This window comes from Ammoniphilus sp. YIM 78166 (genome assembly GCF_004522215.1).
In the GTDB taxonomy this organism is placed as follows: domain Bacteria; phylum Bacillota; class Bacilli; order Aneurinibacillales; family RAOX-1; genus YIM-78166.
In genome coordinates this window covers 71,909-92,108 of sequence record NZ_SDLR01000008.1, presented here as the reverse complement: position 1 = coordinate 92,108, position 20,200 = coordinate 71,909, and the positions used below count along the sequence as shown (strand labels likewise).

The following is a 20,200-nucleotide window of genomic DNA, read 5'->3' as shown; positions in this document are numbered from 1 at the left end:
TCCCTTATCGAACGGCCACTTCTTGACGCTTTTTGGCAATCTCGGCTGCTACATCTACAATCATGTCTTCTTGTCCGCCGACCACTTTCCGCTTTCCTAGCTCAATGAGGATATCGCGGGAATCAATGCCGAACTTTTTCGCAGCACGCTGAGCATGCAGCTGGAAGCTGGAATACACGCCTGCGTAGCCAAGAACAAGGCTATCGCGGGTAATTTCCTGAGGAACTTGAAGAATCGGAGCCACAATATCCTCAGCAATATCCATCATCTTATATAGATCTACACCTGTTTCGATCCCTAGACGATCCAAGACGGCTACCAACACTTCCGTTTGCGTATTGCCCGCTCCCGCTCCTAAGCAGCGCACACTTCCATCTATACGAGTAGCACCTTCTTCAATCGCCACGAGCGTATTAGCCATAGCTAAAGATAAATTATTGTGCGCATGGAAACCGATTTCAACACTTAGACTTTGTTTGAGTGCTTGGATGCGTTCTTTTACTTGGTGAGGAAGTAGCGCTCCAGCTGAATCCACCGTGTAAACAATATCCGCTCCATAGCTCTCCATGAGTTTCGCCTGTTCCACCAGCTTCTCCACAGGTGCCATATGGGACATCATAAGGAATCCAACCGTCTCAAGCCCTAATTCCTTGGATTTATAGATGTGCTGTGCGGATACATCTGCTTCGGTGACATGTGTCGCGATACGAGCCATCTTGGCTCCTAGGTCCGCCGCTTGCTTCAGTTCTTTCACTGTTCCGATACCCGGTAACAGCAAGACGGCTACTTTGGTTTGATCGCAGACGGAAACAGCCGCTTCAATGAGCTCGAACTCGTTAGTGCGGGATAGCCCATATTGCAAAGAGGAACCGGCTAATCCATCCCCGTGCGCCACCTCAATATAGGGTACGTTGGCATCGTTAAGTCCCTTTGCCACGGCGAGAACCTGCTCGACCGTAAATTGGTGAGCGATCGCGTGACTCCCATCACGCAAAGCTACTTCTGTTAGATAGATATCACGTTGCTTGGTCATCTCCATTCCCTCCTTACACCACTTTATGGGCCATCTGATGTTTGGCCAGTTCTTCTGCTACTTTAACAGCTGCGGCTGTCATAATATCTAAGTTCCCTGAATACTTCGGCAAATAATCGCCAGCTCCTTCTACTTCCAAGAAAACTGTCACCCGATTTCCTTCAAAAATCGGTTCCGTTCTCAAACGGTAACCAGGAACATAGGACTGCACCGTATTGACCATATCCAGAATGGACTGGGTTACTCCCGCTTCATTCATCGTTCCTTCCTCAACTAAGGCATGAACCGTGTCTCTCATCAAAATTGGCGGTTCCGCCGGGTTAAGGATGATGATGGCTTTTCCTTTTTTTGCACCACCGATCACTTCAATCCCCCGTGAAGTAGTCTGCGTAAATTCATCAATATTCGCACGAGTCCCAGGTCCAGCACTTTTACTGGAAATCGTTGCTACAATTTCCGCGTAGCTTACAGGACTTACTCGGTTGATCGCATGCACGATAGGGATAGTTGCTTGGCCTCCGCAAGTAATAAGGTTGACGTTCGTTTGGTCTAAATGTTCGCCAAGATTAACAGGAGGAACCACCAGGGATCCTATTGCAGCAGGGGTCAAATCCAGTACGATTTTCCCCGCTTCTTCTAGTAACTTCGCATGGCGCAAATGTGCTTTTGCTGAGGTGGCATCAAATACGATGTCAGCTAGTTCCGGACGTTCAAGAAAACCTTCGATCCCGGTACTAATCACTTCATAGCCATGCTCTTTCGCACGTCTAAGTCCATCGGATTCCGGATCAATCCCGATCACCGTTGTTAATTGCAAGATATCCGATCGTTCTAATTTCATCATAAGATCTGTTCCAATATTTCCTGAGCCTAGAATGGCGACTTTCATTTTCGACATGATGATTTAGCTCCCCTCTATCGTCTTTTAGCTCGTAAAGCGTACGTTCACTTCACCAAGATGGGCAAAACGCGCTTGAAAATGATCTCCTGGCTCTGCGTTCACGGCAGCAGAAAGCGCTCCTGACAAGATCACTTCTCCCGCACGAAGGGTTATTCCGAACTCATGAAGCTTGTTTGCTAACCAGGCTACACAAGTAGCGGGATGACCTAGAGCCGCTGCTCCTACTCCGGTATTCATGATCTCTCCATTCTTGGTAAGAACTACGCCAAGCGAAGCTAAGTCTACCTGATCAACGGAAACGGGCTTACCGCCTAACACATAAAGACCAGATGACGCATTGTCTGCAATCGTATCTTGAAGCTTAATTTTCCAATCCGCTACACGGCTATCTACAATCTCCAACGCAGGAACCACGTAATCTGTCGCCTGCAATACATCCAAGACGGTTACGCGCGGACCCACCAAATCTTTCTTTAATACAAACGCGATCTCCGCTTCTACTTTAGGCTGTAACACTTTCTCGAAAGAAATCGTTCCGCCATTTTCCACGACCATACTGTCGAGTAAATGTCCATAATCCGGTTGGTCTACGCCTAACAGCTTCTGCATAGCAAGTGAGGTTAAGCCAATCTTCTTTCCGACGACACGCTGGCCGCTATCAATCAGATTGTTGATCGTCACGAGCTGGACTTGGTATGCTTCTTCAATGGTAAGCTCAGGATCCAAGGACGTCAGGGGGGCTACGCCCTGACGCTGGATGGTGGCTTGAGCAAGATGATTAGAAAAACGAACGGCTTTCTCGGTATGATTCGAACTCAATGTTATTCCCTCCTATAACTTGATACAAATATTCGTTAGTTCACTATAGAATTCAAAGCTATGCATGCCGCCTTCACGACCGATTCCACTCTGCTTCATTCCGCCGAATGGAGTCCGCAAGTCACGCAGGAACCAAGTGTTTACCCAGATAATACCTGCTTCGATTTGTCCTGCCACACGGTGGGCTCTTCGCAGGTCATTCGTCCAGATGGATGCGCTCAATCCATAATGAGTATCGTTTGCTTGCGCTATTACTTCTTCTTCCGAGTCGAACGGAATCACCGTGACTACGGGACCAAAGATTTCTTCTTGAACGACGCGGCAATTGCGGTCTAGCCCTGCAATGATGGTAGGCTCTAGATAGAATCCTTTTTCCAATCCCTCTGGGCGGCGACCACCTGTTAAGATTTGGCCTCCTTCTTCCTTCGCCAACTCCACATAGCTCATGACACGGCTATAATGCTCTTCCCCTATAAGAGCTCCAACTTTGGTTTTTGGATCAAATGGATCCCCCACCACTAGCTCCTTGGTCTTAGCCACAAACTTTTCTACGAACTGCTCGTAGACAGGTCGCTCAACATAAATACGGGAACCGCACAAGCAAACCTCACCTTGGTTAATAAAGCTAGATTTTAATGTAGTTTCAATCACTTCATCTAAATCAGAATCTGCGAAGATGATGTTTGGATTTTTTCCGCCTAGCTCATATGAAAGCTTCTTTAGAGACTGCGCAGCTGCTTTCATGATAACCTTACCTGTTGTCGTTTCACCTGTGAAGGAAATCGCATCGACATCCGGATGCTCCGTTAAAGCGGAACCCGCAGAATCAGGACCGAATCCGTGAACGATATTCACCACACCGTCTGGAACGCCAGCTTCCCGGCAAATCTCTCCTAATAAAGTGGCTGTCATAGGTGTCAGTTCAGCTGGCTTAATAACGGTGGTGTTTCCAGCAGCTAAACATGGTGCCAGCTTCCAAGTTAATAGTAGAAGCGGAAGATTCCAAGGATTGATCAACCCTACTACCCCAACCGGACGGCGGATGGCATAATTGATAGCTACATCATCCGTTTGGTAGGCTTCTGTACCCAATCCTCTTAAATAATCGGCGAAAAAGTGGAAGTTGTAAGCTGAACGCGGAATATCTATCGTACTGGCCAACCAGTAAGGCTTACCCGTGTCTAATGATTCTAACTTGGCTAATTCATCCTTTCTTTCTAGGATGATGTCACCAATTCGTCGGATCACTGCAATACGGTCATTTAACGTCATCTTTTTCCAAGGTCCATTTAACGCTTTCTTTGCTGCTGCTACTGCAAGATCGATTTCCTCTTTTCCACCCTCGGAAACTTGGCCTAGTACTTCTTCGTTGGCTGGATTTACGTTGTTAAAGGTTTTTCCATTGTGAGAAACGACGTATTGGCCATTAATAAAATGTAAGCAATCAAAAGCCTTAACTTCTTGATCAACTGTAGTCTGAACCTGCATGGGAGGACCTCCTTAGGATTATAAATTCATCAATTCGTGAATTTTCTCATTTCTTATATTCCAATAATAATTCACCTCAGTTCACCATGCAACACTGGCGTTCCGCTATACGCAACAATAAAAAATATTTTTATTAGTTGCGATAAAGCCTTAAAACTATTGAGTTTGCCGCTTTATATGTTAATATAATAGTTGTATACTATACAGGTTTAATGTTGTTTTATATGGAACAACTCAATGAAAGGAAGACTCAGATGGAAAATAAAAACCAAGACTATCTGCTTTCATCCGTAAAAAATGCCTTGCGACTCTTGCGCAGCTTTTCTATAGAAGAACCCGAAAAAAAGGTAACTGATCTAGCCACATCCCTTGGAATTGGAAAAAGTACAGTCAGCCGATTATTGGCTACTTTAGCCAGCGAAGGCTTCGTCGTAAAAGATCCAGAAACACAAAAATACCGCTTAGGTTTATCCATCTTACATTTGAACACGGTGGCCACTTCGAATCTAGAGATTCATCGTGAATCCCTCCCCATACTGCAACGTCTCGTTGACGATGTAGGAGAAACGGCCCACATTGCCGTGATGGAAGACTCCGATGTGATCTACCTCAATCGTGTAGAGTGCAAGCACCCCGTGCAAATTCTTTCTCATATTGGCAGAAGAAACCCTGTACACTGTACAAGCTCTGGTAAAGTCATCCTTGCCTATCAGAGTAAAGAGGAGATTAACCGCTTTATGGAAAGAGGCCTTGAAAAATATTCTGCCAAGACGATCACGGATCCCAATGACTTCTTGGAATCTTTAATCACGATTCGAAGACAAGGATATGCCGTCAGTATTGAAGAAATCACGGATGGTGTTGCCTCAATTGCCGCCCCGATTCGAGACTATACCGGGAAAGTGGTCTATGCCGTAACGGTTATAGGACCCGTCCATCGATTAAATCCTTATAGCACCAGTATTATTAGTAAGATTAAAAGTGCAGCAGCAGAAATATCCGAAAGTTTAGGCTACTGGAAATGCAACTAGTAGCCTCTACATATAAAACATAAAGGAGAGGTTCTTATGTACGATATGCACACCCATTTCATCCCACCCGCTGTATTAGACTGGCTGAAAGAAAATCAGGAAGTAGTCCACGCTAAGTGGGAAAGGAAAAGCCCTGCTCAAGCAGAATTTCTTACTATTAATAATAAGTGGGGCTTTGAATTGAAGGAATCCTTCATCAATCCTGCCCTTTACCTAGAAGAGCAGCAAAAAGCTGGAGTAGCCCACTCCCTGGTTTCACCAATCCCCCAATTATTCATGTATGACTTTCCAGCCGATTTAACGAGTGAAGTTTCTACTGTATACAATCGCGCTCTTGCCCAATGGGTAAGGGAACATCCTAGCCAGTTATCAGCCTTAGCTACCATTCCCCTTAACCACCCTGAACAAGCAGCAAAGGAACTGCGTGAGGCTATGAACCTAGGGCTTAAAGGTGCCATCATCGGTCCTGGACTAACGGATAAAATGCTTACTCATGAATTCTTTGCCCCGTTCTGGGAAGAAGCCAATCATCAGAAAGCCGTCATTTTTATCCACCCTTTGCTAGCCGAAGACCCGCGCCTCAAACAGCGGATGATGCCCAATCTCATTGGCGTTCCTTGGGAAACGACGATTTGCGCAACGGATATTTTGCTTAGCGGTATGATAGACCGTTACCCGGATGCCAAGATCCTTCTTGCCCACGGTGGAGGTTTCTTACCTTATCAGATTGGAAGATTGAACAAAGGCTATGAAAAATGGAGCATAGTCTCTCAAGCCTTGCAAGCGGAACCTATTCAATATTTACGCCGCTTCTGGTTTGATTCCGTTCTATGGAATGAAGCGAGTCTAGCTTATCTCATTGATGTTGTTGGCGAAGATCGAGTTGTCCCGGGTTCTGACTACCCCTTTGATTTGTGCGCATGGCCTCCTGCCGTACAATCAAACCTTGGGGTAGAAACACTACTAAGGTAAGAAATAAAACGCCTCTGTAATTTAGAGGCGTTTTATCGTTTTTTACCATTCCATAGGCAACCCGACGTAATTTTCAGCGAGACTTGTCATCGCGGCACGAGAAGAGGTCAAATAATCCAAATCGGCTAGCTGGATCCGGCGTTCAAAGGGAGAATGCTTAGGGTCCGTATGCAGCAAGGAAGTCATATACCAGGAAAAGCGCTCAGCCTTCCATACTCTTCTTAGGCATGTCTTGGTATAATCTTGGAGTAAATCTTTTTGGCCTTTTTTATAAAAAGCGTCTAGTGCGCGAGCGAGAACTTGAACATCAGCTACAGCCAAATTCAATCCTTTTGCTCCCGTTGGAGGAACAATATGGGCCGCATCTCCAGCCAAGAACAGCCTGCCATACTGCATGGGATCACAAACGAAGCTACGCATGGCAATAATGCCTTTCTGAATGATAGGGCCTTCAATCAGCTTCCATCCATCCTTCGTCGCTAAACGCTCATGGAGCTGTCCCCAGATTCGATCATCCGACCATTCCGCAATATCATCATTCGGATTGACTTGAAGATACATCCGCTGAATCTCCAGTGAACGGGTACTAAGAAGGGCAAAGCCTTGATCATGATTGGCGTAAATCAATTCAGGTGCGGACGGAGGTGCCTCCACTAAAATTCCCAACCATCCATAAGGATATATCTTCTGGTACTCCTTGCGGATACTGGAAGGAATCATCGGTCGGCTCGGGCCGTGAAATCCATCGCAGCCTGCCACATAATCACAGTTTAGCTCTTGCAAATCGCCATCTTGGTTGCGAAAACGAATTTTAGGTTGATCTGAATCTAGATCATGCAGGCTGACCTCCTTCACATTAAATAAGATCTCACCCCCCGCTTGGGTTCTTGCGGCAACTAGATCCTTAATTACTTCATGCTGGGCATATACGGTGACATTCTTCCCTTCCGTAAGCGCACTCATGTTAATCCGATGACTTTCTCCATTGAAGCGTAGTTCAATCCCATGATGGAAATGGCCTTCACGCATCATGCGCTCTCCTACCCCTATAGCATTCATTAAATCAACCGTTCCCTGCTCTAAAACGCCTGCACGAATCGTTCCCTCTATTTCTTCCTGGCTTCGGCACTCAATGATAACGGATTCAATCCCTTGCAGATGCAGCAGATGAGACAGCATTAACCCCGCAGGACCTGCACCAATGATTCCAACTTGTGTACGCATATGGATTTCTCCCCCTGACAGTTATAGAAATGTTTCAATCCTTCTGAATCCAATGTATAATAAAACCGTTCCCTATAGAAGATCAATCTTCTGCAATATGGAACAAACAAAATTTTTTTAGGGAGCTCTTATGGCCAGAGACTATCTCATTCATTCAGTAAAAAATGCTCTGCAGATCTTGCGCCTCTTTACCCCTGACCGACCCGAATGGGGGATTACAGAGGTGTCTTCAAGCCTAGGGCTCAGTAAAAGTACAACTCATCGGTTGATGGCAACCTTGACAAATAGAGGCTATCTTGAGAAAAACATAGAGAACGATCGCTACCAACTTGGACTAGCTTTACTAACGCTAAGCGGAGTATTGATGACTCACCATGACATCTACCGTGAGTCCATCCCGCTCCTGAACCGGCTCGTGGAACAGCTCGGCGAAGCCGCTCATATCGGCATCTTAGAAGATCGTGAGATTGTGTACTTACATAAGGTTGAAAGCCGCCATCCTGTACGGCTGCTTTCTCATATCGGCAAAAGGAATCCTGCCCACTGTTCCAGTGCTGGCAAAGTCATTCTTGCTTACCAAACGGAGGAGAGAATTCAGGAATTCCTTCAAGGAAACCCTCTAGCTCCCTATGGACCGAACACGATTACAGAAGCTGGTTCCTTTTTGAAAGATTTAAAGCAAGTTCGCCAGAATGGCTATTCTCTAGCCATCGAAGAGCTGCATGCCGGTGTTGCCAGCCTAGCTGTTCCCGTCAGAGACTATACGGGTGAGGTCACCGCGGCATTAAATATCGTAGGATCAACAGGAAGATTAACCCAAGAGGCGATTCCAATGTGTATCGAAAAGCTTAAACAAGCCGCTGCCGAGCTATCTAAGAAACTAGGCTACTAATCGAGGAGTGAAAGAAATGGAGCAAAAAAATAGGGCTAGTTCATTGGACAATGCTTTGAGTGTTTTAGACCTTTTTACTCTAGAAGATTCAGAATGGCGAATCAAAGATATCGCTGAGCAGCTAGGGGTAGCACAAGGTACGGCACATCGGCTCGTCACCACCCTAGTAAGTGAAGGCTTTCTTACCAAGGATCCCTTGTCTCACACGTATCGATTAGGGACTTCCATCCTAGCTCTTGGAAGCGTCGTTCATTCCAGAAACGTTCTCCACCGAATGAGCCTGCCCATTCTCGAAAAGCTGCGAAATCAATGTCAAGAAACGGTCCATCTAGCCGTTCTGAAAAATTTGGAATCTACCTATCTTTCTAAAATAGATTCCTCTCATCCCGTCCGACTCCTCTCCCATGTCGGCAAGCAGAATCCTGCCCATTGTACGAGCTCAGGGCAAGTGCTGATGGCGTTCCAGCCTTCTGCTATGATCGAGCAGTTTTTGGAAAGAAAGCTTGAGAAGTATACATCCCGGACGATTACAGAACCGGAAGCCCTACGTCAGCTTCTTATAAAGATTAGACAACAAGGTTTCGCAATTAGTGTGGAAGAATACCATGACGGAGTTTCTTCTGTTTCTGCCCCGGTCAAAAATCCGCAAGGCTACGCCATCGCTTGCGTGACGGTTGCGGGTCCGATCCAGCGCATACATCAAGGGACTATACCTAAGATAACGAAATGGGTGGTTCTGGCGGCGGAGGAAATAACGAGACATGTAATGAAAGCAAATAAAAAAAGCTGACGATCTGTCTAAGACAGATGTCAGCCTTATATACCTTCTAAAACAATACAATCATCGTTATTCCAGCTAAGACAGAGACAATGCCTACTACCGTAAGTAATCCGATCCCTTCCTGATTTTTCAACAAGAAGTAACTCATAGGCGTTACCAGTAGCGGCGTGGATAAGGTGATCAGCGTAGCAATGGAGACCGGAATATACCACATCGATGCAATTACGCAAATTTGAGCCGTAATGGTTAGAATCCCGCTAATTACATAGTAATAAAATCCTTTTCGGTCTGCTTGCTTTAGAGATCGCCATAAGTTCTTTTTATGGGCACTAGTGCTATAGTGAAGAAAAAGGCCCATTGCTGCTCCAATTAACCCTCCTAAAATGGGCTCATTCCATGTCTGAATGGCCGCTCCTCTCAGAACATTTCCTATAGCATAAGAGAGTGTACTGAAAAAAGCGAGGAAAATCCCAGACTGAAGTAAAAGCTTCCACTTTGAGGACCAACGCCTCTCTTGGGCAGGAGTATTTACTTCTACTACTTCTCTTGCAGCAGCCGTTTGCTTTTTGGAAAACAGCTCAGGATTATAGCTGACAAAAAATAATCCAAGCAGCACTACAATGATGGAAAGAGCATCCAACCAAGATAGCCGTTCACCTAAGAAGACCCACGCAATCACAACGGTAAATAAGGGGTTACTCACCTGAAAGGTGCTAGCCTTAGCAGGTCCAAGTATGGCTATTGAATCAAAGAAAAACCATCTTCCAAGATACGTATTAAAAAAACCTGCCAAGAGGAAAAAGAAAAAACCTAAATAATTCATTTGGAAGGGATCTTCTCGAAACCCAAACTGTACGATGAGCAGCAAAAAGGAAAACAAGACATTAACCGTGACGGATATTAGAAATCCCAGATGCAGATCAAGTCGTCCCGAAGCTACTTTCGTTAATATAATATTAGCTGAGAATAGAAACAGCGCAAAAATAGCTAAAAATTCTCCCATACGACTCCTCTTTCTCTTTTATTCTTCGCGTACTCTTTCCTTCAGGGCTGAAAAAAAGAAGGGGGAATCCACCTTTTTTCACTACAAATAGTAATATTCGCTAGTCCCTATCTTTCCTATCAAAAAGATCTAGACTAATATCCAGTGCTTCCACGGAATACGTTAAGCTTCCCATTGAGATGACATCGACTCCTAATGCAGCAATATCCGCAATGTTGTCAATCATAATCCCTCCGGAGGCTTCCGTCAACGCTTGGTCACCAATCAAAGAGAGTGCTTCCTTCATTAATTTGATTGACATATTATCAAACATAATAATATCTGCCTTGGCTTCAAGTGCTTCAAGCACCTGAGGAATGCTTTCAACTTCCACTTCAATAGTCATCGTGTGAGGGATAGCCTTTCTGGCTTGTTCAACGGCCTTCAAAATTCCACCTGATGCCTTAATATGATTATCCTTGATCAGAACCGCATCAAACAACCCATATCGGTGACTGGTACCCCCACCTACCGTAACCGCATATTTTTCAATCATCCGCAAACCTGGGGTTGTTTTTCTCGTATCCGCAATACGAATATTGGGATTCCCTTGTTTCGCTGCCTGAACCAAGCGATAAGTTTTAGTCGCGATCCCTGACATTCGTTGAATGACATTTAAGGCCACACGTTCACCGGTTAGGATGGAAGCTACTTTGCCATTCACCTCAGCAAGTACCGTCCCTTTTTCGACCCATTGCCCCTCTTCCACTAAAGGCTTAAACTCGAGCTGTGGATCTACTTCAGAGAAAATGGCCTGAACGATGGGAAGGCCAGCAATAACCCCCTGCGATTTTGCTCCGATTAAACCAATACCGTTATTTTCATTAGGGATCGTTGCATGAGTAGTTACATCCCCAAACCCGATGTCTTCTTCAAGCCAGATTTTAATCAGTTCTTTTAGTTTTATTTGATTTAGTATCATTTTATCTTTTCCCTTTCATTGTAAGAATTTATAAATTTATCTTATTTTATTTAATCATTGTCTAATATAAAAGATCTAGGTTCCTTCATGCGGGACAACAATATTTTTATGTATAAACTTAATGCCAGCTAGTCACACACATTCTTTTAGGCTATAATTAACAATACATAATATTTTTAACCTTTTATCTTTTCGGAAAGGAGTTAACTGCATGGAGCTTCAAACCGAATCCTCACAAAGGGACTACTCACTTGCTTCCGTTCGAAACGCTCTTCGGATTTTAAAAAGCTTCACCATGGAAGAGCCCGAAAAACGGATGGCTGATTTGGCCAAAACACTTGGGGTAGGAAAAAGCACGATTAGCAGACTCATGCTTACCCTTGCCAGTGAGGGATTTGTCGTTAAAGATCCTGAAAGCCAAAAATATAGATTAGGAGTTTCTCTCCTTTCACTCAGTTCGATCGTTACCTCTCAATTAGATGTACATCGGGAATCTCTACCCGTCTTGCAGAGGATTGTGGAGGATATCAATGAAACTACACATGTCAGTATATTGGAGGGTTCACGGGTCACATATTTAAATACCGTAGAATCTAGCCATAGGGTTCGGTTTTTTGTTCGAGTAGGTGAGTCCAATCCATCGTATTGCACAAGTTCAGGGAAAGCCATCCTCGCCTTCCAGGATGAACAAACCTTAGAAGAAATCTTAAGCGAAGAACTGGTGCCCTTCACGAAATCGACTATCATTAACCCCGATCAATTAAGGCAGAATCTAAAAGAAATAAGAGAGAAGGGGTATGCCATTAGCCGTTCTGAATTGCTAGATGGCGTAGTGGGGATCGCCGCTCCCATACGAAACCAATCAAGTCACGTGTTTGCTGCCGTTTCCATAGTGGGACCCGTCCAACGGATGAATTCAAAGAATCTAGCAACCTATGCGAACAAGGTTAAGGATGCTGCAAACGAAATTTCTCGGAGATTAGGTTACAAAGGGTAAAAGAAAATCACCCTTTCATTTGAAGGGGTGATTGATCTATTTATACTTTAGAATGCGATATCCTTCATACCTGTGGATAAATACTCAATGACCGCATCGTCTGATATCCCTTCGCCAAGCGATGGATCTTTCTCTTCTTCCACAGTGCAGTCTCTATTAACTCTGCCTCTCGTCTCCTCTAAATTGTCTAACCTCCTCATTACGGCTTCTTGCTGCTCTTTCAACTCTAGCAATATGTTCATCATGGCTTCTTGCTTCTCGCCAAAAGTATAGTAAAACTCCAACGCATTCCGGATATATTCGCTTTTTTTGCCTCTTCCCATTTCCTGAAGCTTCTGCAGATGCTGGGCCAGCTGCGTCCCCTCTTCCAATCGGCAGTCTATTTTCAATCCATTACCCCTGATTCATCGCGCTAACTGGCTGCAAGTTTCCAAGCGATGCATCTCCCTTTCTTTTCATTTGCTGGAGTCTCATCATATACAGCACTCCCCTTGCATCTGCAAACTGCGGATCTTCCACAAGATGGACATCATGGTGGAAAGAGGTCAAATCCACCGCATCCTTTAGATCTTCCACGGTTCCGCCAGAAAAAAAGACGGTTCGGATAAACCCGCTTTGGGCTCCCCATCGGCTTTTGATACTATCAAAGACCAGTCTGGTCAAATGCTTCTTCAAAACCGTAATATAAGAAGAAAAGTTATATTCTTTTCCTTTGTAATAAAAGAGGCCTTTATCTTGTAATATTTGTTCCGCCTCCAATACGGAAATGGTGTATCCTGTTTCCTTGCTAAACGTTTGCTGCAGCATTCTGCGAATCTCCATTGCCCCATAATCATCCAATGTAAATGACAGCTCGGGCTGGATTTGAAATGCGTCATCGACCTTAAATACGACCACGTCCACCGTCCTCGTTCCCCAATTGATCATTGCAATCTGGCTGCCTTTTCTTAACAGTTCCGGATACCGTGGACGACCATTGTGATACATCAGCGCATCATAGACACTACTGGCCCCTTGGGCAAAGATCGAAACCTTTTCAAAAGAAATATCTCTCGTCTTTCCGAATATCCGAACTTTAGCCCTAAAGCTGTGCAGCATGTCCTGCATTTCTTCTCGCTGAACCTTAAAATGCTCCAGCGGCAATCCGCATCCGATCCAAATCTTCTCTTGATCAGGTGCCAATAACAAAGCAGCCGAGGCCAAGAACACTTTGGTATGAATATGATTAATTTTGTTTTCATCGTAGGCAGAAGAAGCAAACCGACTATGCTTCGCTAGATCCCCTACGAAAAACTCGCCAGCAATATCTTCATCTTCATAGTGTACGACCAATTCCTTATATAGATCTCCGTTCCCATATGAGTCTAGCAAACCAGTCAGAAACCGGTCGTGCGAGGGGGCTGCCAAAGACGGAAACCGGACTTGCTTTCCAGATTCACTAATCGCCTTGACATAACCGTACCCTGGGTCTACTGAAATTTTATACATGTGCTTCTCCTTTCGGTTTCCGGTCCATCCAGCGATGGGTCAGCTGATTATCAATGCCTAGTTGATCTAAGGTCCGAGCAACAATGTGATTCACGATATCTTCAATCGTCTTAGGATGATTATAGAAAGCCGGAACCGGCGGCAGAATCACCGCACCCATGCGTGACAATCCCAGCATGTTTTCTAAGTGAATGTCATTTAATGGCATTTCCCTCGTTAACAAAACCAGTTTTTTTCGTTCTTTTAGTATTACGTCCGCTGCTCGGCTCACTAAATTATCTGCAAACCCCATTCGAATGGATGCCAGTGTCTTCATGCTGCATGGAGCGATCACCATGCCATCCACTCGAAAAGATCCACTGGAAATAGACGCCGCTTGATTCATCGAACTGTGCATAACAGAGGCTAGCGCTTGAACCTGCTCTACCGTATATTCCATTTCCAGCCGGATGGTCGTTTCTGCCCATTTAGACAAGACGAGGTGAGTCTCGATACCTGCTTCACCTAAGGCTTCCAGCAGTCTAATTCCAAATATAGCACCAGTCGCTCCAGTAATACCCACGATGATCTTCATGATCAACCCCTCTTTCTTTAGCTTAGCGTTAAATGTTCTTCCCCCTTTCGACTGAGGAGTTTTCACATCATCTCGAAAGGGCGAAGAGCGATTTAAGCAAAATTTGCTATAAATCGCTAAAAGCAACAATCAAATAAGGCCTGGTGGGAGAACGATAGGGTATTTTTCTTTGCGATCCATTTCCACCCTAAAGAAGGAATCCCTTTTCTGATGGACAATCGTCGTTTCTGGTTCCGTATCTCTCCAACTAAAAGAGCAGCTGTGGCAATAATAAATAGTCCAGACTAATTGATTGTTTTCATACCCCTTATGCTCTACTCGCAATTGCTTTTTCTCACAACGAGGACAGCCGCTCATTTTAACGCCTCCTCTTGAAGTCCTCTAATTTTCTTCGCTAAGTCATCAATGTGGCGTCCCGTAGGCGGGGTCACAATCTTGGCATCGTCGCCAGACGTATCGGGTGCTGCGTAGCTCGTTGCATCGATGATCAGATGATGGCCTTTTCCCGGAACCACTGCAGAGGGATCGATCGGGACCATCGGCATATTATCAAGAACCATAATATCATCTGCCCTCGTACGCGTGGATAGAGCCCACATGACTTGATTCAGATCAAACGGATCCACATCCTCGTCGACCATGATGATGTTTTTTAAGTACATCACTCCGTGCGGTGTACCCAAGGCTCTCAAGGCCACGGATTTGGCAAAGCCACCAAATCGGTTTTTTACCGAGATAATCCCTGTTAGCCCATGCTGATAAAGGGCATTGACTGCAACAACCTCAGGAAAGGTTTCTCTTAACTGGGCGTAAACCGGTACCGAGGTATGCAAGCCGATTAAAGTGTCATGTTCAGTCCAGCCTTTTCCAATATAAATATTCTCAAAAATGGGGTCCTTGCGATGAGAAACGGCCGTCACTCTAAACATGGGCGCTCTGCGCACCCCACTATAGCTCCCCGGGAATTCACCAAAAGGTCCTTCAAATATGCGCTCTTCAAGAACAAGTTCAGCTTCAATCACCATTTCGGAATGAGCTAAAATATCCAACCCATTGCCTGATTTCGTCAGATAAAGGGGGGTCCCCATCATGGCCGATGCATAAGTAAATTCTGATTCTGAATAACCAAGCGGAGTCCCGGCAAATAACGTCATCGCCGGATGGTTCCCTAGCATAATCGCAATCTTAAAAGGAGTGCCATCCTTTTCTGCCATCATGATTTGTTTGCCGATATCATGGCTAGGAATGGTCATTAATGAAAGCAAATCGGGCCCATGAACCTGAAGCCTGTAAATCCCCACGTTTTGCTTGCCGAAGTCATCTGGTTCCCGAGGATCTCGTGAGACAATGCTTGCCTTCCCAATATAAAACCCGCCATCATACTCGTTGATCCTGAACAATGGCAAGAGGTCATACAGATTAACTTGTTTTTCAATCCGCACTTCATGAACAGGCGCTTCTTCTGGAGGAACCTGAATCAGCTGTCCCTTAGTCGCTCCCCAGCGATCAGCCAGGTCATAGAATAGCTCCTTTACCGTCGTTCCTCTTGGATGACCCATTAATAAGGCAAGATTATCGAAGCTGCCATGGACACCAAGAGCCAGTCTTTTTCCTGGGTATCCTTTTATTTGATCAAACAGGATGGCAGGTCCCCCATTGGCATCCCGTGCCCCAGCTACCGCAATATTACGGATATCTGGCTCCGGCATGACTGACTCTGGCCAAGTAATGCATTGTGCATGCTTTTTGAGCAAATCAAGGAAGTCACGAAGGGAATTTATTTTTTTTTTCGATTCCTTACTATTTGGCTCCGCTGCTTCATGCGTTACATTGGAAAGCAAGAGCCCACTCTTGGGAAAGGTTCGGCAAGCTAAGGCAAAACGCTGGCCTCGCTCGGTCTCCGTTAGCACCGCCTTTGAACTGGTGCCAATCTGGTACTCCCCTTCTTGTACTTTAATTTTACACATTCCGCATCCGCCACTTCGGCAACCGGAAGGAATGCTTACCCCTTGCCGTTTGGCTGCAGTTAGGACATCCTCTCCTTCGTAGCATACGAAGGATACTTCTTCATGCTCCGCCAATTCAACCTTATACATAGGTCTCCCCCTCTGCTGTTAACGACTTAGAAACTCCGATACGAGATTCGTGAATGGCTTCGTTTTTTCGATTTGTGTCCAGTGCCCACATTGGGAAAAAACATGAAGCTCGGCTTCGGGTATCAACTGCGAGATTCTCCAGCTTGTATACTCAAGTGGAATAATCCGATCTTCACGTCCATGGATTAGCAATACGGGACAATCGATTTTCCTTAACTTTTCTTCAGTCAAGGCCAAGGCATTAACATGCCTTTGTCTAGGCGCCGGGAACATCGCTGCGTAGGATTCTTGAAAACCTTCTTGAATACTAGCCTGATAGCGCAGCTGGACAAGATCATCATTGTCAGCCAAGCTGCTGTTAGATGAAAAAGTAGCCACAAGATTTTTCATATTTTCAAAGCTTGGCGTATATCCCCAAACGGCATCCAATTCATCTGTTATCGGAAATTCAATCCCAACGCTTCCCATAAGTACCAATTTGCGAACAAGATCTGGCCTCCGCTGGGCGATCTGGAGGGCTAAAGCACCGCCCATCGAGTTGCCGATAATGGACACTTTCTCTAGACCCTTTGCTTCCATAAAAGAAATAAGGTGATTCACCCAAGTGTCGACAGAGTACGAAATGTCATGTGGTCTTTCCGTATAGCCAAATCCGACGACATCTGGCGCATACAGATGGTACTTTTCAGAAAGGATCGGAAATACCAGTCTCCAATTGGCCCAAGCGGATACTCCCGGTCCTGATCCGTGGATCAGGAGAAGAGGTTCCCCTTCCCCGCTTTCATGATAATGGGTATGAATCCCCCCTGCTGTTACGAACTTGCCTTGATCACTCATCTCTCCCCCTCCTTCTATACGTTTTAAGTTAATGCCCGCCCAAAGGACTCTAGCATTTCTCTTCGGTGGTAGAATATACCCTGGCCAATCTTATCTTCTGTCCAGGTAATCGTCTTAAAGTCAGGATACGTAATGTATCCGCTAGCAAATGCTTCATTTCTATTGCCGGATGGGTCAAAGAAATAAGTGGTGAGCCCTCTCGTAATCCCATGGCGAGTTGGCGTTACTTCCACAGGAACATTATTTTTGGAAAGGATATCGGCTCCTTTTAGCACATCGTACCAGTTGTCAACAAAGAAAGCCGCATGATGCAATTTCTTATCCGGACCTTTAATAAATGCAATCTCATGAGGTTTTCCATTATTCGTAAACAAGAAGCTTCCGATCGTAACTTCCCCATCCACACTCATGATCTTTTCACTTTGGTGGAAGCCAAGGGCCTCGATAAAAAAACGAGTCGTACTGTCGACATCATCGCCTGTCAGAAGAACATGATCAAGACGGTGCGGCGCAATGCCTCTTAGGTTATCTGGCCAAGGATGAGGGTTTTCCAAACCCATGATTTTCCCGACATAATCAATCTCGTGAAAGAGCTCCACCTGATGCCCTGTTGGAAGCTCGAAGCGTATTGCCTCTCCTTCTCCCAAACGGGAGCGGTTTGATACTCTTTTCAGCGTTAAGCCAAAGTGTTCAATCTTCTTCTCGTAACGAGCAAGATCCTCTAGCGTTTCAACCTTAAAAGCACAGTGATCCATTCCAGGAGAATCCGCCTCTTGAAGGATTAAGCTATGATGGTCATACTCATCCCAAGCCTTGAGATAGACACGACCGTCCCTTCTTCCCGTTTCCTCTAATCCAATCACGCGGGTGTAGTAATCAACAGCCTTTTCCATATCCATCACTCGGAGCTCTGCACGTCCAATTCTCATTACGCCCATTTAAAACAGTCCCCTTCTAAATTATTTTTTCACTTGACGCTCAGACATGGGGGTTCCGCCAACCGCCCAATATTGTTTGGGAATCTCGGTGAGTACAACTCGAATGGTCTCTCGAGGTGCTGATAAGGCACGCTCAGCCGCATCGGTCAGCTCCGTGATTAGCTGACGTTTCATCTCCTCTGAACGTCCTTCCAATATATCCACGCGTATAAATGGCATTCGCAGTGCCTCCGTTCCGCTAGAGTATCTTTAATCTATTACCGAGGTTTGATGGGATAAGTAGATTTCCTTTCTCTCTCTTGCTGAATTAAGTACAGCAATACAAACCTCCAAATTCGCTTTTCCCCATCGCCCATCGTGGACAGCTTTGCGTCCTTTATGCACCGCATCATATAACTCGGCAATAAGCACATCGCGTCCTGTCTCTTCATTTAAAGGAATCTCTACTTTTTCATCCTCACCATAAACGAATAATCCATTAGGTGATTGGCGAATGTCCCCTCTCTCACAACTTACAATAGTCAAACCGAAAAATGGCTGATGAATTTCTTCAGAATCATATTTTTTGGCGCGGGATCCGCCATAGCCTGCTTGGCTTTTTAATTGTGTTTCCATAGCTGGATCAGCTACTTCTCTAACTGCTCTTCTAGAGCTGGCGTATATACCAGTGGTATTTAAAGGACCTCCTTCACCAATCCCGAAGGTAAGTTCCGTCGTATGGAAATGATCATACCCGTTATAAACGGCAGTTGCTCCCGTACCATCTTCAAACTCCAAAAAGGCGGCATGGGCTCCTTCTGTGGGGCGATCTCGATCCCAAACTCCGGTCATAGCACGCACACTTCGCAATCTTCCGCCTCCGATATAACGGATAATGTCAAATTGGTGCGAGCCTTGTCGGTAAGTAACCCCCCCTCCAAGCCGGGTATCCAGTTCCTCGGGGGTGCGAGGACGATAGATCCAATCATTGAAATACCAATTATTAATCATGCGAAGGGAGCCAATTTCCCCACTCTTAACAATTTCTCGAATCTTTCGAATAGGGGGTTCAAAGCTATGGGAATGCCCAACAATCATCTGAACGCCATTGCTCTCTGCTGCAGCAATTAGTGCATCTGCATCCTCCAATGAAGTAGCGATGGGCTTTTCAACGATAATGTGCTTTTTATGTTCAGCTGCGATCAGGACATGCTCTTTGTGAAGCTCAGTCGGCGTCGCTATGTAAACAGCATCCACATTGGGGTTTTGACAGAGTTCCTCCATACTGTAATGGATATCTGCCCCGTAATCATGGGCAAATTTCTCTAGCCTCTCCTTGTTTCTGCCCGACGCCGCAGTAACCTCCACATGCGGATGCTTCTTGATAGCGGGAAGCAAGGAGCTTCCTGCTATGCCCAACCCTGCAATTCCAATCCGCAGCTTCATCGCTCTAACCCCCATCCCCTGTCCTCTAGCATTTTCACTTGATATCTCCAGACCCATTTATCCCCGTCTGGAAGCAGTGGCGCTAAATCAGGCAATTCTTCGATATCCTCCAACGAAATATGTTCCGCTGTTCTCCCTGTTTTAGCCACCTCTAATGTAGCTTTGGCTAAGACATCAAAATTCAGGGCGCGAACCGTAGCTTCCTCTACCGTTCTGCCCGTAACGGTAATACCGTGTCCTTTCATTAATAAAATGTGCTTATTACCCATAGCTTCAATCATCGGCGTGACCATTTCCGGACGCGTAATCAAAGCAGAGCTAGGAAAAAGCGGGATTCCCTCTAAAGCCATTCGCATTGCTGGGATGTTATAGGCACCAAAGATCGGCCGGAACTCCAATTCGGCTATACTGCAAAAAATGGCTGCCGGCGGATGACAATGGATGACACAGCCGACTTCGGGGCGTGCCTTATAAATTTCCCCATGAATAGGGTGTTCTTTAGGGGCTTTATATCGGTCTCCTAATTCCGGACCTTCTCCATCAAAATTCATTTTTCGAATAGCGCTAGGGGTGGTAAAGGGTAGCCCATACTCCTCCTCCCCTCGGCATCTGAGCAGCATCTCATCTGAGCCAGGAACTCTTACACTCACGTGTCCTAAAATATCATCTACCAAACCATTCATCGCAATGATCCGGCAGGACAAAGCTACCTTCTCTCTTAACTCTTGTAGGTCTGACAT

The 20,200-nt window shown here is 45.5% G+C and carries 22 protein-coding genes; 5 read left to right on the top strand and 17 right to left on the bottom strand.

Annotated elements, in window-relative coordinates:
• Positions 1 to 4: 4 nt before the first annotated feature.
• The 4 genes from dmpG to EIZ58_RS27625 all read right to left on the bottom strand — a co-directional run bounded on the left by dmpG (position 5) and on the right by EIZ58_RS27625 (position 4,241).
• A complete protein-coding gene (gene dmpG, locus EIZ58_RS27640) occupies positions 5 to 1,033 on the bottom strand; it encodes a 4-hydroxy-2-oxovalerate aldolase (protein WP_134704212.1) in 1,029 nt (342 codons plus the stop codon).
• A 13-nt stretch (positions 1,034 to 1,046) separates the two neighbouring features.
• Positions 1,047 to 1,931, bottom strand: a complete 885-nt coding sequence (locus EIZ58_RS27635) for an acetaldehyde dehydrogenase (acetylating) (protein ID WP_134704211.1) — start codon at positions 1,929 to 1,931, stop codon at positions 1,047 to 1,049.
• A gap of 27 nt (positions 1,932 to 1,958) precedes the next feature.
• Positions 1,959 to 2,693 carry a 2-keto-4-pentenoate hydratase gene (locus EIZ58_RS27630; RefSeq protein ID WP_240689440.1) on the bottom strand — a complete coding sequence of 245 codons (735 nt, stop codon included), beginning with the start codon at positions 2,691 to 2,693 and terminating at the stop codon, positions 1,959 to 1,961.
• A gap of 72 nt (positions 2,694 to 2,765) precedes the next feature.
• On the bottom strand, positions 2,766 to 4,241 hold the full coding sequence (locus EIZ58_RS27625; protein ID WP_134704209.1) for an aldehyde dehydrogenase: 1,476 nt from the start codon (positions 4,239 to 4,241) through the stop codon (positions 2,766 to 2,768).
• Positions 4,242 to 4,495: 254 nt separating this feature from the next.
• On the opposite strand from EIZ58_RS27625, the gene EIZ58_RS27620 reads away from it, so the two are divergent.
• Both EIZ58_RS27620 and EIZ58_RS27615 read left to right on the top strand, forming a co-directional pair.
• The gene (locus EIZ58_RS27620) at positions 4,496 to 5,272 is read left to right on the top strand and encodes an IclR family transcriptional regulator (RefSeq protein ID WP_134704208.1); all 777 of its coding nucleotides are present in this window, start codon (positions 4,496 to 4,498) and stop codon (positions 5,270 to 5,272) included.
• Positions 5,273 to 5,308: 36 nt separating this feature from the next.
• Positions 5,309 to 6,244: an amidohydrolase family protein gene (locus tag EIZ58_RS27615; protein WP_134704207.1), complete on the top strand. Its 936-nt coding sequence runs from the start codon at positions 5,309 to 5,311 to the stop codon at positions 6,242 to 6,244.
• A 42-nt stretch (positions 6,245 to 6,286) separates the two neighbouring features.
• Here the strand turns inward: EIZ58_RS27615 and pobA are convergent, their stop codons facing one another.
• Complete coding sequence (gene pobA / locus EIZ58_RS27610; protein ID WP_134704206.1) at positions 6,287 to 7,468, bottom strand: 4-hydroxybenzoate 3-monooxygenase; 1,182 nt, start codon at positions 7,466 to 7,468, stop codon at positions 6,287 to 6,289.
• Between the two features lie 130 nt (positions 7,469 to 7,598).
• Between pobA and EIZ58_RS27605 the strand changes: the two genes are divergently transcribed.
• Positions 7,599 to 8,360, top strand: coding sequence for an IclR family transcriptional regulator (locus EIZ58_RS27605; protein ID WP_134704205.1), 762 nt, complete (start codon positions 7,599 to 7,601; stop codon positions 8,358 to 8,360).
• 16 nt (positions 8,361 to 8,376) lie between these two features.
• A complete protein-coding gene (locus tag EIZ58_RS27600; RefSeq protein ID WP_134704204.1) occupies positions 8,377 to 9,150 on the top strand; it encodes an IclR family transcriptional regulator in 774 nt (257 codons plus the stop codon).
• A gap of 37 nt (positions 9,151 to 9,187) precedes the next feature.
• On the opposite strand, the gene EIZ58_RS27595 is transcribed toward EIZ58_RS27600, so the two are convergent.
• Together EIZ58_RS27595 and nadC are read right to left on the bottom strand one after the other, a co-directional pair.
• Positions 9,188 to 10,144: a DMT family transporter gene (locus EIZ58_RS27595; RefSeq protein ID WP_134704203.1), complete on the bottom strand. Its 957-nt coding sequence runs from the start codon at positions 10,142 to 10,144 to the stop codon at positions 9,188 to 9,190.
• A 100-nt stretch (positions 10,145 to 10,244) separates the two neighbouring features.
• Complete coding sequence (nadC, locus tag EIZ58_RS27590; RefSeq protein ID WP_134704202.1) at positions 10,245 to 11,105, bottom strand: carboxylating nicotinate-nucleotide diphosphorylase; 861 nt, start codon at positions 11,103 to 11,105, stop codon at positions 10,245 to 10,247.
• 211 nt (positions 11,106 to 11,316) lie between these two features.
• Between nadC and EIZ58_RS27585 the strand changes: the two genes are divergently transcribed.
• Positions 11,317 to 12,102, top strand: coding sequence for an IclR family transcriptional regulator (locus tag EIZ58_RS27585; protein ID WP_134704201.1), 786 nt, complete (start codon positions 11,317 to 11,319; stop codon positions 12,100 to 12,102).
• A gap of 47 nt (positions 12,103 to 12,149) precedes the next feature.
• Here the strand turns inward: EIZ58_RS27585 and EIZ58_RS27580 are convergent, their stop codons facing one another.
• The 10 genes from EIZ58_RS27580 to phtC all read right to left on the bottom strand — a co-directional run bounded on the left by EIZ58_RS27580 (position 12,150) and on the right by phtC (position 20,200).
• Positions 12,150 to 12,491 (bottom strand): hypothetical protein, encoded by a 342-nt coding sequence (locus EIZ58_RS27580; RefSeq protein WP_134704200.1) that lies wholly within the window; start codon positions 12,489 to 12,491, stop codon positions 12,150 to 12,152.
• A gap of 4 nt (positions 12,492 to 12,495) precedes the next feature.
• The gene (locus EIZ58_RS27575) at positions 12,496 to 13,590 is read right to left on the bottom strand and encodes a ParM/StbA family protein (RefSeq protein ID WP_134704199.1); all 1,095 of its coding nucleotides are present in this window, start codon (positions 13,588 to 13,590) and stop codon (positions 12,496 to 12,498) included.
• Positions 13,583 to 14,164, bottom strand: a complete 582-nt coding sequence (locus EIZ58_RS27570) for a non-oxidative hydroxyarylic acid decarboxylases subunit B (protein WP_134704198.1) — start codon at positions 14,162 to 14,164, stop codon at positions 13,583 to 13,585. The genes EIZ58_RS27575 and EIZ58_RS27570 overlap by 8 nt, the downstream gene beginning before the upstream one ends.
• A gap of 129 nt (positions 14,165 to 14,293) precedes the next feature.
• Positions 14,294 to 14,521 carry a non-oxidative hydroxyarylic acid decarboxylases subunit D gene (locus EIZ58_RS27565; RefSeq protein WP_134704197.1) on the bottom strand — a complete coding sequence of 76 codons (228 nt, stop codon included), beginning with the start codon at positions 14,519 to 14,521 and terminating at the stop codon, positions 14,294 to 14,296.
• The gene (locus EIZ58_RS27560; RefSeq protein WP_134704196.1) at positions 14,518 to 16,260 is read right to left on the bottom strand and encodes a non-oxidative hydroxyarylic acid decarboxylases subunit C; all 1,743 of its coding nucleotides are present in this window, start codon (positions 16,258 to 16,260) and stop codon (positions 14,518 to 14,520) included. The genes EIZ58_RS27565 and EIZ58_RS27560 overlap by 4 nt, the downstream gene beginning before the upstream one ends.
• Positions 16,261 to 16,278: 18 nt before the next feature.
• Positions 16,279 to 17,097 (bottom strand): alpha/beta fold hydrolase, encoded by an 819-nt coding sequence (locus EIZ58_RS27555; RefSeq protein ID WP_134704195.1) that lies wholly within the window; start codon positions 17,095 to 17,097, stop codon positions 16,279 to 16,281.
• Between the two features lie 23 nt (positions 17,098 to 17,120).
• A complete protein-coding gene (locus tag EIZ58_RS27550; RefSeq protein WP_134704194.1) occupies positions 17,121 to 18,035 on the bottom strand; it encodes a catechol 2,3-dioxygenase in 915 nt (304 codons plus the stop codon).
• Positions 18,036 to 18,056: 21 nt separating this feature from the next.
• On the bottom strand, positions 18,057 to 18,254 hold the full coding sequence (locus tag EIZ58_RS27545; RefSeq protein WP_134704193.1) for a 2-hydroxymuconate tautomerase: 198 nt from the start codon (positions 18,252 to 18,254) through the stop codon (positions 18,057 to 18,059).
• Between the two features lie 30 nt (positions 18,255 to 18,284).
• Complete coding sequence (locus EIZ58_RS27540; RefSeq protein WP_240689437.1) at positions 18,285 to 19,460, bottom strand: Gfo/Idh/MocA family protein; 1,176 nt, start codon at positions 19,458 to 19,460, stop codon at positions 18,285 to 18,287.
• On the bottom strand, positions 19,457 to 20,200 hold the full coding sequence (gene phtC, locus EIZ58_RS27535) for a 3,4-dihydroxyphthalate decarboxylase (RefSeq protein WP_167578006.1): 744 nt from the start codon (positions 20,198 to 20,200) through the stop codon (positions 19,457 to 19,459). The genes EIZ58_RS27540 and phtC overlap by 4 nt, the downstream gene beginning before the upstream one ends.

Excerpts from the sequence above, each read along its gene's own strand:
- dmpG (WP_134704212.1), bottom strand. The coding sequence starts at position 1,033 with ATGACCAAGCAACGTGATATCTATCTAACAGAAGTAGCTTTGCGTGAT.
- EIZ58_RS27635 (WP_134704211.1), bottom strand. The coding sequence starts at position 1,931 with ATGTCGAAAATGAAAGTCGCCATTCTAGGCTCAGGAAATATTGGAACA.
- EIZ58_RS27625 (WP_134704209.1), bottom strand. The coding sequence starts at position 4,241 with ATGCAGGTTCAGACTACAGTTGATCAAGAAGTTAAGGCTTTTGATTGC.
- EIZ58_RS27620 (WP_134704208.1), top strand. The coding sequence starts at position 4,496 with ATGGAAAATAAAAACCAAGACTATCTGCTTTCATCCGTAAAAAATGCC.
- EIZ58_RS27615 (WP_134704207.1), top strand. The coding sequence starts at position 5,309 with ATGTACGATATGCACACCCATTTCATCCCACCCGCTGTATTAGACTGG.
- pobA (WP_134704206.1), bottom strand. The coding sequence starts at position 7,468 with ATGCGTACACAAGTTGGAATCATTGGTGCAGGTCCTGCGGGGTTAATG.
- EIZ58_RS27605 (WP_134704205.1), top strand. The coding sequence starts at position 7,599 with ATGGCCAGAGACTATCTCATTCATTCAGTAAAAAATGCTCTGCAGATC.
- EIZ58_RS27600 (WP_134704204.1), top strand. The coding sequence starts at position 8,377 with ATGGAGCAAAAAAATAGGGCTAGTTCATTGGACAATGCTTTGAGTGTT.
- EIZ58_RS27595 (WP_134704203.1), bottom strand. The coding sequence starts at position 10,144 with ATGGGAGAATTTTTAGCTATTTTTGCGCTGTTTCTATTCTCAGCTAAT.
- nadC (WP_134704202.1), bottom strand. The coding sequence starts at position 11,105 with ATGATACTAAATCAAATAAAACTAAAAGAACTGATTAAAATCTGGCTT.
- EIZ58_RS27585 (WP_134704201.1), top strand. The coding sequence starts at position 11,317 with ATGGAGCTTCAAACCGAATCCTCACAAAGGGACTACTCACTTGCTTCC.
- EIZ58_RS27575 (WP_134704199.1), bottom strand. The coding sequence starts at position 13,590 with ATGTATAAAATTTCAGTAGACCCAGGGTACGGTTATGTCAAGGCGATT.
- EIZ58_RS27570 (WP_134704198.1), bottom strand. The coding sequence starts at position 14,164 with ATGAAGATCATCGTGGGTATTACTGGAGCGACTGGTGCTATATTTGGA.
- EIZ58_RS27565 (WP_134704197.1), bottom strand. The coding sequence starts at position 14,521 with ATGAGCGGCTGTCCTCGTTGTGAGAAAAAGCAATTGCGAGTAGAGCAT.
- EIZ58_RS27560 (WP_134704196.1), bottom strand. The coding sequence starts at position 16,260 with ATGTATAAGGTTGAATTGGCGGAGCATGAAGAAGTATCCTTCGTATGC.
- EIZ58_RS27555 (WP_134704195.1), bottom strand. The coding sequence starts at position 17,097 with ATGAGTGATCAAGGCAAGTTCGTAACAGCAGGGGGGATTCATACCCAT.
- EIZ58_RS27550 (WP_134704194.1), bottom strand. The coding sequence starts at position 18,035 with ATGGGCGTAATGAGAATTGGACGTGCAGAGCTCCGAGTGATGGATATG.
- EIZ58_RS27545 (WP_134704193.1), bottom strand. The coding sequence starts at position 18,254 with ATGCCATTTATACGCGTGGATATATTGGAAGGACGTTCAGAGGAGATG.
- EIZ58_RS27540 (WP_240689437.1), bottom strand. The coding sequence starts at position 19,460 with ATGAAGCTGCGGATTGGAATTGCAGGGTTGGGCATAGCAGGAAGCTCC.
- phtC (WP_167578006.1), bottom strand. The coding sequence starts at position 20,200 with ATGTCAGACCTACAAGAGTTAAGAGAGAAGGTAGCTTTGTCCTGCCGG.